The sequence below is a fragment of the Flagellimonas spongiicola genome, assembly GCF_023502425.1.
GTDB classification, from domain to species: domain Bacteria; phylum Bacteroidota; class Bacteroidia; order Flavobacteriales; family Flavobacteriaceae; genus Flagellimonas; species Flagellimonas spongiicola.
This window is the reverse complement of sequence record NZ_JAMFMA010000004.1, coordinates 217,704-234,620: the sequence shown is the minus strand read 5'-3', so window position 1 is coordinate 234,620 and position 16,917 is coordinate 217,704. Positions and strand designations below refer to the sequence as shown.

Genomic DNA, 16,917 nt, shown 5'->3' with positions numbered 1-16,917 from the left:
GTAAGTAAAATTCACATTGCTGTTTTGGTTCTTCGACAGACGCCATCATTCCAGTCCTGTACAACTTAAAATTTCGCTGAAATACTTGATTTTTGGTAGTGATTACGTAATCCGTACCTAAATCCTCAGGTACATTTGTAATATGATGCCCATATTTTCTACCGACAATTGAATGAGCAACAAGAACTGGGTACAATCAAAACCTTGATTCGTCCTAACATTTAGACTACCTTATCCAACCATGCAAATAATCACCCCCCTTGTCGGAGTTTTTACTTTGGCCATTGTTTTGGTCTTATTGCTAATTTTGATTTCAATTCCGGCCAAAAAGAATCAAAGAAATGCGTACATTTTTGTGCTTCTAATTGCCTTAGTGATACAATTAGTCGCCGAATTTTTATTGCATTTAGGGAGTATTGACATTAGGGGTTTTTCTATTATAGTAGTTAGTATGGTCTGCTTATATGGGCCAACCCTATTTTTCTATGTGCGTACCTTCTATGGATTAAACACCTCCTCTTATGTTCCCCATGTACTTTTGACACAAGCCCTATTGGCGAGTATGTGGTTGGCTCATATTTTCACTGATTGGATTCTACCCCAATGGCTTTTAAGTAGCTATTATTCGGTCTTATTACTAGTTTATTTTGTAGTTACCTTAAAAATTCGGGTCAAGGCCCCGTTAAAAAAACATGAAGCATGGATGTCTACAATTGCCATTGGTTTTGGAGTATTGGTCATAATGCATCTTATCGAGGTGGTTTTAATAAATTTAAACCGCAAAATAGCCATAGAAATTGCGGTCATTTGTACATCCTCCCAAAACATGTTCACGGCCCTATTCCTAATGGTTGTGATCCGTCAGATTGTGGTAAAGCCCGATACATTTTCCGAGGTGAAGATGCACATACCTTATAAACACGAAAACATTGAATTTGATAAATCCCAGTTAACTGCCATTGTCAATTATGTGGCCAATTCGCAAGCTTATAAAAATTCATACTTGAATCGTGAAACGGTTTCTACCTTCACTGGAATTCGCGAGGAAAAAGTATCAGAAATCGTCAATGGTGTATTCAAAAAAAATTTCAATGATTGGATCAACGATTACCGAATTGAGGAAGCCCAAGATTTACTGCTCCATTCCGATTTAAGTATCAAAGAAATCTGTTTTGAAGTGGGCTTCAATTCCAAATCCGCATTCAACACAGCATTTAAAAAACGTCTTAGACTTACACCATCCGAGTTTCGAAATCAGTCCTAGTTTTAACCGGATAGCCACGTTAAAAGTGGTATGGATTACTTTATCCGTACGCTTGCTACATTTTAATCAGTTTTTTTTGATTTAAATCTTTAATTCAAGACTTAAATGAAAGAACTAAAACTAGTGTCATTTCTTATCTTATCTGCGTTTTTGGTCAATTGTTCTTCCGGGGATTCAGAGCCAGAACCAAATTCCAATCCTACACCTGAAGTTCCTGATCCACCTGCGGTAGACCCATCTCCTGTACAAGTGAGCACTTTTTTTAATATAAATGCCGCTGACGCCCTTACACTGGATGATAATGGTAACCTATTTGCTACTAATTACGGAACTGATATTGTATACAGAATTACTCCAGACCGAAACATTTCAACTTTTGCCAGCAATCAACTTGGTGCAGCAGGAATGGATTTTGATTCAGAAGGATTTCTCTATTTAGCCAGATATGATGTCGCTGACATCGCTAAAATTTCACCAGACGGCTCTGAAATTAGTCAATTTGCTGCTGCCGTCCCGGGTCCAATTGCGGTTGAATTCGATTCCCAAGGGAATCTTTTCGTAAACAATAACGTAAACAGTGCATATACCAAAATAGACCCCGACGGCAACAAAACCCGAGTTACTATAAGTTCGGTAAACAATAGTAGTCTTACTGTAGATGATGACGACAACATTTACATTTCGGATTATACAACAGGTATCATTCATAAGGTGGATGCAGAAACTGGAGATCAGACTGTTTTTGCAAATCTACCTGTGACAGGTGGCGTTGGTTACATTACCTATTCCAATGACTACTTTTTCGCCACCTCCCTTACGGACCATCAAATATTCATGATCGATATGAACGGAAGTGTTGAAGTGATTGCAGGTCAAAGAGGTGTGACCGGAACGCGCAATGGCAGTGGTGATGTAGCCACATTCCACAACCCAATTGGTATCGTTGCCTCCAGTGATGGAAACACGCTTTTTGTTGCACAAAATGGCGGAAGTGGTGCAATACGGATGCTAACAGGGTTCAGAAATGATTGAGTAAATCAGTACCTTTCCCTAATGACATATCAAACAAACCCATGAATAGCCTCATTCGATTTTTTAGTTTCAATTTCACGTTCAACATTATTGTTAACATCCTATTCCTGGGCTCAACTTCAATTGGGGCCCAGGATATCAATTACAGGTCGCTATCTACTACGCACACCCCTTTACATAGTTTCGAAGGAGCGGTTTTACACAACGATGCATTGGATTCTGTTGCTTTATATCGATTTACTTATGACGCAAATCAACTTAAGAGCATTGTTTACGAATTAAATGGCAGCCCCAAACCCATCTATGAGAATTATACCTGCAGTTCTTATGTCTGGTCTGCTATAAATTTGTTCGAATATCCCAAAGGAAAAATGCTGGTTAAGCATTTGGATTACCAATCCAAAATCATACCTGATAAACCTTCATATTCAGAATATACACTGGACAAAAAGAACCGTCCGGTTTCCCTTCGTTATTTAGATAAAAATCATAATCCAGCTGAATTAAACGGGATTTATCGCTATGAATGGAAATACAAGGGCGACAGTGTCTTGGAAGTTCGATTCAATATAGAAGATAACATAAAGCCCATTAACGGCTGGTTCCCTTATGAATATGTTAAATGGAAATTTGATAAACAGGGTAATCCTAATCAACTTGCAACAACCAAGGAAAATTGGATAAGTGACCCCAATGGAATTACCATCAATTTCAAATCAAAAGGCAGGGAAATTATTCAATGGACAGCAATGGCAACTAATAACGGTGAACGAAGCATTAAAACTGGACCCAAAGTTTCAGAAGTTAAACATGATTTCAATGAAAATGGATACTTGGTCAGAACCCGTTTTTTCGACAAAGTTGGAAATCCAACAGAATCGGCTTTTGGTCATGCTGGATTTGAACGGGTATACAATAGTCAAGGCAATCGATTAAGCTATAATTTTATTGATGTGAATGGTGAAAAGACAATTCCGGTCAATCGTGGGTACGGGGGACAATGCTTCAGATGGGATGCTGATGGTCGGCTAAGGTTATTGACCTACTATCAAGACATTAACGGAAAGCCCGTTTTCCGAAAAGGCGCTGGCTATTCACAAATACAGTTTCTTTATGATGAAACCAATATGCCAATTGGACGATTGTATCTGAATGAGCAAGGAAAATTGCGTTGCGATGTGAATTTAGAATCCTATATTTTAATAAAAGATCTTAATGGTGGATACACAAAGCGTATTTTATGTCCTTACAAATCAAGCTAGTAGGTTACGGGATTAAAGCCTTATTTCTGTAAAATCGTATTATCTAACAAAAACACCAATCTATTTTCGGCGGTATTTCTTTATCTTGAGCCATTCATCTTAGATTTAAATGCTCAGCCTACATCGAACCAAATTTTCCGTCTTTTCAAAAGCCTTAGTTGTCCTTTTTTTAGCCCTTTTTGGTGGATGTGCGGGTAAAGAGGATATCAATACCATAAAATTGGCACATGGATTGGATGTGAACCACTCCGTTCATTTGGCCATGGTGCAAATGGGTGTATATCTAGACAGTCTCTCCAATGGTAAAATGCAAATAGAGATCTATCCGAATCAGCAGTTAGGTACGCAGCGTCAAAGTTTGGAACTACTACAATTGGGATCGCTGGATATGACTAAAGTTTCAGTAGGGGTATTGGAAAATTTTGCACCTAAAATGAAAGTGTTGGGGCTGCCTTTTGTGTTCCGAGACCGCGAACATTCTTTCCAAGTCTTGGACGGGCCAATCGGGCAGGAACTACTGGATGAAGGGGAAAAGTATTGGTTAAAAGGTCTGGGGTATTACGATGCAGGCTCCAGGAGTTTTTATACCAAAGAAAGACCAGTGGAGCGCCCTGAAGACCTTAAGGGATTAAAAATCAGGGTCATGGAAAGTATTACTGCGATGGAAATGGTTCGAGGTCTTGGCGGGTCCCCTACTCCAATTTCATGGGGTGAACTGTATACTTCCCTGCAACAAGGTGTCGTTGATGGGGCAGAAAACAATCCTCCCAGCTTTTATCTTTCTAAACATTACGAAGTCTGCAAGTATTATTCCCTTGATGAACATACCGTATTACCGGATGTGATTTTGGTGGGTACGAACACATGGAACAAATTGAATGAACAGGAGCAAAAATGGTTGAAACATGCCGTGGACCTATCTGTCATTTATCAGCGTAAGTTATGGGCAATTTCTGAAAAAGAAGCTTTAGATGCCGTTACCGAGGCCGGGGTAGAAATCATAAGGCCGGATAAAAAGCTATTTGCTGAAAAATTGGCGGCAAACTTGGAGCAATACAAAAATGACCCGGAGTTTTATCGCTTAATCAAAGAAATACAAGAAACCAAGTAAGGATGAATTTTCGAACAAAAGTAGATAAGGGATTAAGCTACCTGCTTATTGCAATCATGGGGATTATGGTAATCAATGTGCTTTGGCAAGTTATCAGCAGATATGTCCTGGCAGTGCCAAGTTCTTTTACAGATGAACTAGCAAGGTATTTGATGATTTGGTTAGGCGTCTTTGGTGCCGCCTATGTGGCTGGCAAAAATGGGCATGTGGCCATAGATGTACTCCGTTCAAAGTTCAACAAAAAAGTAGAACGCAAACTAAAGCAATTGGTTAGCCTATTGGTATTACTTTTTAGTTTAGGCGCATTGGTGATAGGTGGCTCTAGACTCGTTTATATTACGTACGTGTTGGGGCAATCATCACCAGCATTGCAATTACCTTTAGCCTTGGTTTATTTGGCCCTACCGCTAAGTGGCGTATTGATCATTTACTATAAAATCCAAGATTTAAGGACGCTATAACTATGGATTATATACCGATTTTAACCCTAGTATTGAGTTTTATTGTGCTCTTATCCATAGGCACACCTGTTGCTTGGAGCATAGCAATCTCCTCCTTATTGACGCTCTTGGTCAGTATCCCTACCATGCCTGCCCTAACAACCGTAGCACAACGCATAGGTTCAGGGTTGGATAGTTTTGCTTTGCTTGCCATTCCCTTTTTTATTCTTTCGGGTGAGCTAATGAACAAAGGCGGGATAGCGCATCGACTTATCGCCTTTGCAAAAACATTGGTGGGTTCACTCCCAGGTGGCCTTGCCTTAATCAATATTATATCTGCAATGTTGATGGGTGCGATAGCCGGTTCAGCCTTGGCATCGGCATCGGCCATGGGTGGTATTTTAGGTCCAGAAATGGAAAAAGAAGGCTATTCCAGAGAATTTGGTGCTGCCGTGAATATCACTTCTGCTACCACTGGATTATTGATTCCCCCCAGTAATATTCTGATTGTATATTCCTTGGCAAGTGGTGGTGCATCCATTGCAGCTTTATTTCTCGCCGGTTACATTCCAGGAATTTTAACTGGTATCTTTTTAATGATAATCGCCTCGATTTGGGCTAAAAAGAAAGGTTATCAATTAGGTGAGCGCAGTTCTTTGAAATCTGTATTCAAAACATTCTTGATAGCAGTACCAAGTTTATTCATGCTTGTTGTTGTTATTGGTGGAATTGTAAGTGGAATTTTCACTGCAACAGAGGCATCGGCCATTGCCGTATTTTATAGTCTTATTCTTGGTTTTGTGTACAAGGAAATCTCTTTAAAAAAGCTTCCGCAGATACTTTTGGATTCGTCGGCAACAACAGCAGTGGTTATGTTGCTTATTGGTGCATCCATGTGCATGTCGTGGGCTTTGTCTTATGAGAGCATTCCACAGGACATTAGCACCGCACTTTTGGCTTTAAGCGACAATAAGATTGTGGTATTGATCATCATTAATCTATTGCTCTTGTTTGTGGGGATTTTTATGGATATTACTCCGTCCGTGCTGATTTTTACACCAATTTTCTTACCTGTTGTGACCAAAATGGGCATAGACCCTGTACATTTTGGCATCATGATGATTCTTAATCTTTGTATCGGCCTATGTACGCCGCCGGTGGGTTCAGTACTATTTGTTGGGGTCGGAGTCGCCAAAACCAGTATTGAGAAAGTAGTCAAACCATTGCTCCCTTTGTTCATTGCAATGATTATCGCCTTGTTCTTGATCACCTACTTTCCCAATATCAGTCTTTGGCTTCCCAAACTGTTTCAAGTACTATAGATTCAGTTTGCCTGTAGTTCTTCTAGAATTGCAAATAAAGGTTCACCGGTAAGTTCGTCCAATACATGCCCACCTTTGGGAATAACTTTTAAACGATTCCAAATGTTTTGATCATCGAGGACGTTTTTGGCACTTTCAGCCCTTCGTTTCCAATATGAATCCCGTTCCCCAACTATCATCATGATTTTCATTTTCGATAGCCGTTTTAACTTCTCTAAATCCTGCACATTAGGGTTTCCAGGCATTCCTATAACACCATCGATCCTATTATGGTAGTCTGATGCAATATTAAAAGCATCTATGCTGTTTGCTGAAAATCCCAATATATACACGTCGCCTATTTTATAGTTGTCCTGTAAATAATTCAGAACTACGCCAACAGCCTTCCTTGGTTTCATATGTACAAGACTTTCTACCAAAATCCAACCGTGCTCCTCCTTATTGTTGCCAAAAAATCGACTGCCGTTTTTTAGATTGTCACCATCCAAACCGGGACCTAAAAGAACGGGGAAGCTTTTCACACCATCATATGCTTTAGGTATTGTTACTCGCACCAACAGTTCATCATTGCCAATATCGAGTCTCTCAATTTTCTGCTGTGAATAAACTGAGGTGGTAAAAATCCCAGTCAATAAAGCCAATACTTGTAGTTTACTAAATTTCAGATACGCCATCACTTTTGCTTGACAGATTAAGATTTAGTCTCAGATTCAGCGACCAATTTTGTAATGGTGTTCGTTTCCAAATTCAACAAGTGGACCTCTGGCCCTTCCTCAAAACTTGTATTATAGATTATATTTTTCAAATCTTTATCCAATTTTGGAAACATAATTCCTTTATGTGGTACCGACCCTACTTCCCGCAAATCGTTCCCATCCAAATCTTCTAGTACGAAAACAGTTGAATCGCCAACGTCCTTGGTTTTCAAGGCATACTTATCGGTAAAAAAGTCCCCTTCCAGGTCATCCATTTTCTGAGTACTAATTTTGTCGTTTTTTACAGAGCCAATCACCTTATAGGTATCATAAATCCGCTTTTCTTCATCTACAATCTTGCTAAAGAACAAGGTACCATCTCCTCCCAAATGCGGTCTGCAACTAATTCCATCATTTGTAATTCGATTTACAGTCCCATTTTCATAATAATAGACATCTGGAGTGAAACCACCTTCAGGCCAATGAAAAAAGTAGAAGTTTTTACTGTCTGGCTCCCAATCCCCGAACATATGAAATCCCTTGTCCGAAACACTAACAGGATTCTGCCAATTGTTTCCATCTTTATCCATAACTAAAACTTTAGCTCCAGAATCTGGTGTAAAATTGGTAAATGCAATTTTAGTACCATCTGGTGACCAAACAGGTTCCGTATGAAAACCGGTAGGAATTTGTTTGGAAATCATTTTTTTTCCTGACCCATCAATATTCATACTGAAAATATAGCCTTTGTTCTCATCGACATATGAATAGAACACCACTTTTTTACCATCTGGAGATATGTTTGGCCCCATACCTGTTGTAGGATTTTGCACATCATCTTCTTGCTCTTGTTGTCCTTTAATTTCAATCGTGTCAGATTCTGTGTCATTTGTAGATTCAGTATTCTTTTCTTTGCACGAAAGGAATAGTACTATCATGATAATGCAAAGCATGGGGGTTGAAAAAATAAGTTTTCTCATCTTGATTTGTTTATGTGTTTGGTCACAAAACTATCTGCACATTTGGTCCTTTACTATTTAAATGGGATAGGAAGTTTGTTTAGTGATAAATAGTGGCAATAGGTTCTTGTGGCGCTATTTGAACACCATATATCCCTCAAATTCACTTCCATCACAAATCATTGGATATGCACATAAGCGCTACCTAGTTTTGATCAATTCAAAAATTCTATTGTATGATACAAAACACAGTAAAAGGGCTGTTACTACTATTGTTTTATTTGACGGTGAGTAACATTAACGCACAGGTGAAAAAGGAAAACATCCTAGTCGCCTGGGACAACATGACAAAAATGGTGGTGGAAACGGCAAAGGCCATGCCTGAAGAGAACTACAGCTTTAAACCTACTGAAGAGCTAAGGGATTTTGCCCAACAATTGGCACATACTAGTGGCGCAAACTATCTGTTTGCATCAGTGGTAAAATTGGAAACTCCAGACCCAAACCCAATCACAGAGACCAAGGCCAAAAACAAAGTAATAGCAGAGTTAGAAGGCTCATTTGCATTCATTCGTTCTGGCATTGCCGGACTAAATCAAGAAGATTTAAATGAAGAGATTGAATTCTTCGGAAGCAAGATGTCAAGATTGCAATCGATATTGATCATGACCGATCATTTGCAACGTGAACATGGAAAAAGTACGATTTACACAAGACTTAAAGGTATTGCCCCAGGTCCTTCAGGTGGTTGGTGATTAATTTTTGTTTAGTCTTTGAAGCCGGCTGAAGCTACTTCGCGTTGGATTGTATATTCTGAACCATCATAGCAAAGTTTGGAATGGCCAACGGGAACGGTTTCTCCCGGTTTCACTGTATATAAACGGTGAAACTCCTTAATCTCATTTCCTGGAAAACTAAAGGATATTTTAACCGCAGCTTCCACTACTGCAATGCTATCCGAATTAACCAAACCAATCGCATCGCCACAATCGGAATGGTCAATTTTGACCAAGTTGGCTTTTGAAGAGGCGTCTTGACCAAATACTTCTCCATGATAATCAACACCATATTCATCTTCATCATGCAATAAATAAAAAATTTCCTGATAGCTAAGCTCACTGATGTTTTTGACCTTCTGCTCGTTTTGCGTTTCTTCTTGTGAAACTTGCTTCTTTTCCTTCTTACAGGAAACCAAAACAGCAATGGGGAAAAATGCCAGAATTAAAACATAACGTATCATGATGGAAATAGTATGCTACAAGATTGATGAATTCATTTTTATACCTTAGAAAGGAAAATATTTCGCATGCCAAGACAACTCTTCCAAAGTTATAAAAATTTGCCTATCTCCTTTAACAGGTTGATTATCGCAGTCTTGCTTGTAAGTTGCTTTTTTATTGCAAAAGCATATACCAACCATATTTTGAATGGCTACAATTTTCCTTTTAGCTGGTTGTTTATCAGTATTCAGATTGTCATCAACTACGTATTATGGCTGGTATTTATGCCTTGGATTACAAAGGTCTCCAAGAGTCTAAATACAAGACAAAAAGCGATACATGGCATTGGGGAATTACTTCTACATGCGATCCTCATATCTCTCCTTCATCGCATATTGGCAACAAGACTTTATGATGTGGCTTTTTATCTTGACTCAGGTTATTTAAGGGAATTCCTTGGCAACAACGGTTTAGTGGCACTCGCTGTTGGCAGTTTTTCAAGTTTTATTGAGTTCTTGATCATATTCGCAGTTTTTGTTGGCGCCAATTACCAAAAACAATATTTGTTCAATCAAAAGGAACTCATCGCGGCGCAAATAAATTCGTTACAAATGCAGTTGCATCCGCATTTCCTTTTCAACACATTACATTCCATATCCTCCATGATCGACATTGATACCAGAAAAGCCCAAAAAATGTTGACGAAAATTGGGACAATGCTCAGAACGATGCTAGAGAGTGATATGGAGCAGATGACGACTTTGAAGAAGGAACTGGAATTCATACGGCATTATCTGGATTTGGAACAAATCAGATATATGGATAAAATGCGCATGAATTTCACTATTGATGATACCGTTATGGAGGCTCAAATTCCTAACATGATTTTACAACCCCTTATAGAAAATGCCATCAAATACGGGGTTGTCCCAGCTGTTGAGAAAGGAGCCATCAAGATTACTATTTCAAAAAAGAACAATGCAAACAAGAACCCTAAACTCTACATCCATATTTCCAATACTATTGAACCTAACTCAAGTTCTACATTGTCCCATGGCACAGGCTTAGGATTAAAAAATGTCCAACAACGATTGGAGGGAATCTATGATGACAATTTCCATTTTAGTTATGGTCAAGAACACCCCAATCTGTACAATGTCAAATTAGGTTTACCCTTAAAAATTGAAAAATGAAACTGAGGTGTGTTGTGATTGACGATGAATACTTGGCCCGACAACGATTGCTAAAGTTGTTGGCGTTTCACGATAATATTTCTGTTGTTGCTGAATGTAGAAATGGGAAAGAAGCTATTAATGCCATAAAACTAAAGGAACCAGATTTTGTATTTCTTGACATTCAAATGCCCGATTTGGATGGCTTTTCGGTCTTGAATAAACTTAATCGAATGCCATACGTCATATTTACAACAGCCTACGATTCGTTTGCGCTCAAGGCTTTTGAAATCAATGCCGTGGATTATTTGTTAAAGCCATTTGACCAGGACAGATTAAACGATTCACTCACAAGACTGATAGGGTTGAAAAAAGCCAACAAAGCCTATGAGCTGGGACAAAAACTCGGTAATCTATTTCAAGATTTGGGGCAAAATGAAGATAGTTTTTATAGGCATGAGTTCAATATCAAAAAAAATGGCCGCTTGGTTCGAATACGAACAGATGAGATTTCCCATATTCAATCCGATGGGAATTACCTCGAATTGCATACGGATAACGGTAAGTATCTTTTTAGAGCCACGATGAACGCAATTGAATTCGAATTGGACTCCAAAGTTTTTCTTCGGGTACATCGCTCATTAATTCTGAATAAACGTTATATCAAAAGCTGTTTTTATTTAGGAAACTCCCATTATAAAATCAGCCTTAAAACGGGCTTGGAATTTACTTCAGGCAGGTCTTACAAAACCAATGTTGTAGCATTTTTGGAAGAATTGGAGGCATAATGTGTAGAAAATGCAAACCATTGCTCCCAATTATCTGCGTAGGTCACAATTATCAATAGCTTCTTTAAGGCATTTTGTTCTTTTGTTTGAAAGCTAAAACATGAAAAACACTGTTATATCCCAACGCCTGCACGCATTTCAACTTTTTTTGATGCTATTCGCGATGGCATCTTGCACTGCACAATCAAAAAAACAAGAGCGAATCTATTTTGATTCAGAAGCCAAAAACAAACGCTATCCCACTTTTGAGATTTTCTCCATGAACCCAGATGGTTCCAATTGGAAGCAACATACATTTGATGCGGTACTTCGTAGGGCCAATACTTCCCCAAAGTTTTCACCTGATGGAAAAAAAGTGATTTTTGGAACCTATAAGTATGGTGGTTATAAAATCGCGATGGCCAATAGTGACTTTACAAATCAAGAAAAATTTTCAAAAGGACCTCATTATTCGTACGTGGGTTCTTGGTCTCCGGACGGAACCAAAGTGCTATACAATAAAGTAGACACTGAGAAAGGGCCTTATTTCCAAGGGGATTTTGAAATATTTATGATGGATCTGAATACGGGCAGTGATACCAACGTTTCCAGAACCAAAGGAGCTGATTCCGGTCCAACCTGGTCACCTGATGGTTCAAAGATTCTATTTGGATCAGACCGCAGTGGCAATTCCGATATCTACACCATGAATGAAAAAGGTCAAGCTGTTTTTAATCTTACCAATACCCCTAATCAGGATGAATTTGGTTTCTCATGGTCGCCAGATGGTAGCAAAATTGCTTTTTATGTGCTCGAAAGAAAATCCAATAAAAAGTATATTGATCTATACATCATGAATTCGGATGGTACTGAACGAAAAAATCTAACGAATAATCAATCTGCCAAACGTAACCTTTTCGTACCCTATTATGAAGGAGCTCCCCCTATATTCTATGGTACATCTTGGTCTCCAGATGGGGAGCGCATTGCATTTTCCTCAAAACGAAATTCAAAAAAATTTCAAATTTTCACTATTCACCAAAATGGTGGGAATCTCAAGCAGCTTACCAACAATGAAGCAAACAATGTTTTTCCAAATTGGCACTTAGAACAATAATACTGGAGTTTAAGCATAATCAAATCTTAGCTAACCTTGATACTTCTCAAGTATGCTAATAGGAAGGTCTCCATACTGTAAAATCTTCTTGTGAAACTCCATAAAGCTGAAACCTGGTTCCTGTTTTGCCTTCTCAAGCATTTCCAGGATGCGACTCGACCCATATTTATATGAGATTACCTGTGCTGGCCAACGTTTCATCCTATTGATTTCACGTATGCCTATTGCATCCTGATTGGAGATATGTTCTTTCCAAAAGTCAAGTGCCTTTTCATCGGTCCAGCCATAATAATTGAGCCCTATATCAATGCACACACGTACTGAGCGAATCAAATCCCATTCCCATTTTCCATATTCGTCATATATGGTTTCCAAAAAGCCTAATTCATCTCCCAAATACTCCACATAGGCACCCCATCCTTCAAAAAAACCAGGATACGAAAACCAATTTTGTACAGGTGATCGCTCAACTATTTCATTAACCATAAATTGATAATGGTGTCCAGGAATTGCCTCATGGGCATAAAACCAACCCAGTTGCCTATTGTTGAACGGCTCACTGAAAATATTATAGAAAAAGGTGCTGTTGTCATAAAAACCGGGAACCTGCGCCAGATTTTCATTTGTTCCTCTTGCAATGTTAACTTCTGGAATTTGATTGATATAGGGAAACAAGCTGTTGGCTGTGACCTTCATTTTTTCTCGAATTGCCTCAAAAGCATCTTGCACATCGGAGGGGTCTACAAAATAAAACCGCTCATCTTCAAGATATTTCTGAAATTCGTCTTCTTCCATTCCTGAGGTTTGTTGCAACCGCTGCATATTTGCCTTTACTGATGCTATTTCTGAAAGACCAAATTGAAACAACGCCTCAGGTTTGACTTGGGCATCCACCCATCGTTTCAGTAAGTAGGTGTACCATTCTGTTCCATTGGGAACATTATAGATACTCACGGATTCATCCAACGGAACCGCACGCCATTTTTTTTCCAATGAAACACGTTCTAAATTCAATTTGGACTCATATCGTAAAATCTCAAAACTGATTCGTTCAGCGTTTGAAAGCTCATTGATCGTTATGGCATCCAATTTATTGAGCAACCCAGAAAAAAACACTTCTTGCTCCCTGAGTTTTTCGCTAGTGGAAATATTGCTTAGTCTAGCTACATAATTAATTTGCAAATTGGGTACTTCTAAACCTTCAATTTGTTCTAAAAATTCGTTTTCAATCTGCGAAAATTCCGCGTGCTGGGAACAACTAATCCCAGAAAGCAGTAAAAAAATAGCACTTAGTATTGACTTAAGCTTCATTATCTTTTTTTAAGGTTGGACGGCACATCCTAGTGTACAGGATTCCATTGGGGCGTTGTGATTTCTCCTGCTGCATTTTTTGTTTCCACTGCTAAAAGCTCGCCTTTTTCATTGTAGCTATACTTGAAAGACGCCACGGCCCACGTATTATGATCGGCCAGCGAATTTGTTGTATCGAAGAATTGTCTTGCAATTAATCTATTTTGATTATCAAAAGTCAAACTATCCTTTGCATACCCTCTACTTGGATCTATGACAAGATTATCTTCTAGATCATAACTTGATGTGCAAACCGGATTGCCCTTTGCATCGAAAAATGTCTTGATCTTATGGATTCCATTCTGACCAATTCCAGCTGCTTCATTAGAAATATTAAAGTAGGTACGCTCTTTTCGGTACATACCGTCTTCCGTCCATGTACTTTTTGCCAAACCAAGATTGCCGCTTACATTTAGAGGTTGATTCAGGGTATCACGGAACCTTCGTGTTAATTCGTTACCAAAGACATCAAACTCATACATGACCCTGTGAGCTCCCCAGCGCGTATTTTGGGGGTCTCCGTTTTCATCAATAAAGACAGCATCCTCTTCCCCACTGTATTCTGAAGGTATATATCTGATTTCGGCGATAACACTCATTCCTTTGATGGGTTGGTCTTGACCATCTAAATTCAACCATTGTGTAAACCTGCCATGTTCATCATAACCAATTTTTGTACTGACAACACCAGCCTCATCTGGTGTTGGCTGGTTCCCACTTTCACCCAAGTTGACCATTTTAGAAAGTAAACCATTGGAACCATATTGGAATTCCGTGACCATATACCCAAATCCAGGTCGATTTCTTTTAATATTTCCATCACGGTCATAGCGATGTTCCAGAATGATGTTTTCAGCTGTTTTTTGCCATTTATAGGATGCAATTCCAAAGTCATTTTCAATAGGTTGCCCTTCAAGGCCATAGAACATTAAGTGCTCCCGCTTGCCATTTTCATCCAACTTAATCTTAGTTTGGTACACACTTCCGGATACTAAACATCTTGTACCATACTCATTATAAAAAGTTCTGATTTCTGAACTGTCGGTGTAAGCAATTTTAATATGTGGTGCTCGCACAAATCGATCGTAGTAAGCCTTTAATCTCCCATTTAATAGATATTTCAATTCAACAAGACGGCCCTGGTCATCGTAATCCAATTGAAAGTGATTGATATTCTTGGACTCCTCTTTGGTAATCTTCTTTGCGGGACGGATATCAGCGAATGGGGTTTCTCGAAACACCATGCTAGTGGCATATTCCGTTTTTGTTGCTTTGTCTTGGGTTTCTGTTTTTTCTTTTTCTCCGCAGGACAGGAATAAAACTCCCACCAATAGGATTAAGGTACAGTTTTTCATTTTGATTGTTTTTTGATTGAATTGTAAGTTAATGCTTTTAATTAATCCCTATAATGCTATAGTTCAACACATTATTTCCATTCCGAAACATTGAATCGTACGGCATAAATATCCAAATGTCCGTCAAATGCTTCAGGGTTTTCTGAATCTCTTGTTGAGGTAAAGAACAAGTATTTTCCATTTGACGTTACAAATGGACTCCCATCTACACCTGAACTATTTAAAGAGCGCATGTTCTTTGGTCTGGACCAAATACCATTTTCATTAAACGTGATGTAGAGGTCAGACACACCTAAATCACCTTCCGCATACATACGGACAAATATCATAAAGGATTCGTCCGGGGCAACATAGGCATCGGATTCCAGCAAATTAGTATTGATGTAATCTGGTAAACGTACTGCCTCTTTGTATGTACCATTCTCAAACTTGGATACATACAGGTCATAACTGGTATCCTGATGTTCTCTACTGAAGTAAAGATTGCCGCTGGATGTAATAACTGGATAATATTCGCTTAAGGTAGAATTTATAGCTGTCGGAAGCATTTCTGCTTTACCCCAGGATCCATTTTCCTTTATACTTTTCCAAATGTTTCCATCTTTCCGTTCCGGATCGCCTGCCACGTTCCCACGCATTTTGAAATATAAGGATTCACCGTCTGGACTTATTTGAACATCACTAGCATCCTTGAAGCTAGTGTTTCCAAAACTTACCTTAATGGGTGCTTGAAACATACCATTTTCAAAATTACTAACAGTTATCTGTCGTTCTGAAAAATCAATAGCTGCCTTGGTATAGTAGAGTGCTTGGTTTCTTAGGGATAGGCTCCCACCATATTCAATACTGTCAGTTGTGATCTTATCTAGTTCAAAGGGTTGGGGAGTATTCCCAATATTTGAAAGGTAATTGTCCAAAGTTGTAGAAGCTTCGCTGTAGATACTAGGATCAAAAGGAACGATATAATGGTTAAAAAAGGTGTTTTCATCAGTACTTCCTCTACTACTAGTGAAAATGAGATAGTTCCCATCCTCCGTTACAAATGGACTTCCATCATAGCCTTCAGAGTTGATATCTGCACCCAACCAGACTGGGGTAGACCACTGTCCATACGTGTTGTAGCTGATGAACAAATCAGACTTTCCTAGGTTTTGACCACGTTCAAATCCTGCAAAAATCAAATAGGACTCATCCGGTGCCACATAGGCGTCACCTTCTAACTTTTCCGAATTAATATGAAACGGTAGTGGTTTGGGTTCTATATAGCTTCCATTAGAAAATTCGGAAAAATAAAGATCACTATTACCTGATCCATGAGGAGTTATAGCAAAATACAAGTTTCCGCTATCCGTCAACCAAGGATAAAATTGATTCCCCGCAATATTGGTATCAAAAAACGGGACAGCCTCTTGCCATTTTCCATCTCTGCGTTGTGATTTCCAAATATTCCAGTCAGAAACGGTATCCAACGTATTCTCCTGCATGAGCGAGGAGAACAACATTAAATCACCATCTGAATTTATGAAGATGTCCGAATGTGGGTCTGTATCAGGGAATTCAATGGCCTCTAAATTTGAAAAAGTGTCATCAACCATCTCCATTTTATGGATTATCGATGCACTTTCACCCATTTTAGTAAGATAAAGCTCCTTGGTTTTTGAAACATATACGTTGTTCCATTGAACTCCATCAACTGATAGTGTACCTTCCCCAAGTTTTACTGGTTTGATTGCGGTTGCATACTGCTGAAATTCATCAGACTTATGTATGCAACCCACCATCAAAATAAAAAATCCCAGAAAGCTTATCCTTTTCAAGGGAAGCAATTTTTTATTGACAATCATGGACGTT

16 protein-coding genes are annotated in these 16,917 nt (G+C 38.8%); 10 read left to right on the top strand and 6 right to left on the bottom strand.

Translation table 11 applies throughout. The features are described 5' to 3' along the window. The first annotated feature begins 241 nt into the window (after positions 1-241). The 6 genes from M3P19_RS15890 (at position 242) to M3P19_RS15865 (ending at position 6,431) form a co-directional block, all read left to right on the top strand. Positions 242-1,264, top strand: coding sequence for an AraC family transcriptional regulator (locus M3P19_RS15890; RefSeq protein ID WP_249658679.1), 1,023 nt, complete (start codon positions 242-244; stop codon positions 1,262-1,264). A 105-nt stretch (positions 1,265-1,369) separates the two neighbouring features. Further along, a complete protein-coding gene (locus M3P19_RS15885; protein ID WP_249658678.1) occupies positions 1,370-2,296 on the top strand; it encodes a Vgb family protein in 927 nt (308 codons plus the stop codon). A gap of 41 nt (positions 2,297-2,337) precedes the next feature. Then, on the top strand, positions 2,338-3,558 hold the full coding sequence (locus M3P19_RS15880) for a hypothetical protein (protein WP_249658677.1): 1,221 nt from the start codon (positions 2,338-2,340) through the stop codon (positions 3,556-3,558). A gap of 109 nt (positions 3,559-3,667) precedes the next feature. Further along, complete coding sequence (locus tag M3P19_RS15875; protein ID WP_249658676.1) at positions 3,668-4,669, top strand: TRAP transporter substrate-binding protein; 1,002 nt, start codon at positions 3,668-3,670, stop codon at positions 4,667-4,669. A gap of 2 nt (positions 4,670-4,671) precedes the next feature. Then, positions 4,672-5,130, top strand: a complete 459-nt coding sequence (locus M3P19_RS15870; RefSeq protein WP_249658675.1) for a TRAP transporter small permease — start codon at positions 4,672-4,674, stop codon at positions 5,128-5,130. Between the two features lie 2 nt (positions 5,131-5,132). Further along, entirely contained in the window at positions 5,133-6,431 is a 1,299-nt protein-coding gene (locus M3P19_RS15865; RefSeq protein ID WP_249658674.1) for a TRAP transporter large permease, read from the top strand. A gap of 2 nt (positions 6,432-6,433) precedes the next feature. Here the strand turns inward: M3P19_RS15865 and M3P19_RS15860 are convergent, their stop codons facing one another. After that, the gene (locus M3P19_RS15860; protein WP_249658673.1) at positions 6,434-7,105 is read right to left on the bottom strand and encodes an alpha/beta hydrolase family protein; all 672 of its coding nucleotides are present in this window, start codon (positions 7,103-7,105) and stop codon (positions 6,434-6,436) included. A gap of 17 nt (positions 7,106-7,122) precedes the next feature. Next, complete coding sequence (locus M3P19_RS15855) at positions 7,123-8,106, bottom strand: TolB family protein (protein WP_249658672.1); 984 nt, start codon at positions 8,104-8,106, stop codon at positions 7,123-7,125. 215 nt (positions 8,107-8,321) lie between these two features. Between M3P19_RS15855 and M3P19_RS15850 the strand changes: the two genes are divergently transcribed. Then, the gene (locus M3P19_RS15850; RefSeq protein WP_249658671.1) at positions 8,322-8,840 is read left to right on the top strand and encodes a DinB family protein; all 519 of its coding nucleotides are present in this window, start codon (positions 8,322-8,324) and stop codon (positions 8,838-8,840) included. 11 nt (positions 8,841-8,851) lie between these two features. On the opposite strand, the gene M3P19_RS15845 is transcribed toward M3P19_RS15850, so the two are convergent. Further along, on the bottom strand, positions 8,852-9,325 hold the full coding sequence (locus M3P19_RS15845; protein ID WP_249658670.1) for a hypothetical protein: 474 nt from the start codon (positions 9,323-9,325) through the stop codon (positions 8,852-8,854). A 66-nt stretch (positions 9,326-9,391) separates the two neighbouring features. Between M3P19_RS15845 and M3P19_RS15840 the strand changes: the two genes are divergently transcribed. The 3 genes from M3P19_RS15840 to M3P19_RS15830 all read left to right on the top strand — a co-directional run bounded on the left by M3P19_RS15840 (position 9,392) and on the right by M3P19_RS15830 (position 12,361). Beyond that, positions 9,392-10,498: a sensor histidine kinase gene (locus M3P19_RS15840; protein WP_249658669.1), complete on the top strand. Its 1,107-nt coding sequence runs from the start codon at positions 9,392-9,394 to the stop codon at positions 10,496-10,498. Next, positions 10,495-11,265: a LytR/AlgR family response regulator transcription factor gene (locus tag M3P19_RS15835; protein WP_249658668.1), complete on the top strand. Its 771-nt coding sequence runs from the start codon at positions 10,495-10,497 to the stop codon at positions 11,263-11,265. Before M3P19_RS15840 ends, M3P19_RS15835 begins: the two co-directional genes overlap by 4 nt. 100 nt (positions 11,266-11,365) lie before the next feature. Then, a complete protein-coding gene (locus M3P19_RS15830) occupies positions 11,366-12,361 on the top strand; it encodes a TolB family protein (RefSeq protein WP_249658667.1) in 996 nt (331 codons plus the stop codon). Between the two features lie 30 nt (positions 12,362-12,391). Here M3P19_RS15830 and M3P19_RS15825 read toward each other — a convergent pair whose 3' ends face one another. The 3 genes from M3P19_RS15825 to M3P19_RS15815 all read right to left on the bottom strand — a co-directional run bounded on the left by M3P19_RS15825 (position 12,392) and on the right by M3P19_RS15815 (position 16,883). Next, positions 12,392-13,672, bottom strand: a complete 1,281-nt coding sequence (locus M3P19_RS15825) for a DUF885 domain-containing protein (protein ID WP_249658666.1) — start codon at positions 13,670-13,672, stop codon at positions 12,392-12,394. A 29-nt stretch (positions 13,673-13,701) separates the two neighbouring features. Next, on the bottom strand, positions 13,702-15,066 hold the full coding sequence (locus M3P19_RS15820) for a hypothetical protein (RefSeq protein WP_249658665.1): 1,365 nt from the start codon (positions 15,064-15,066) through the stop codon (positions 13,702-13,704). 71 nt (positions 15,067-15,137) lie between these two features. After that, complete coding sequence (locus M3P19_RS15815; RefSeq protein ID WP_249658664.1) at positions 15,138-16,883, bottom strand: TolB-like translocation protein; 1,746 nt, start codon at positions 16,881-16,883, stop codon at positions 15,138-15,140. Between the last annotated feature and the right edge of the window lie 34 nt (positions 16,884-16,917).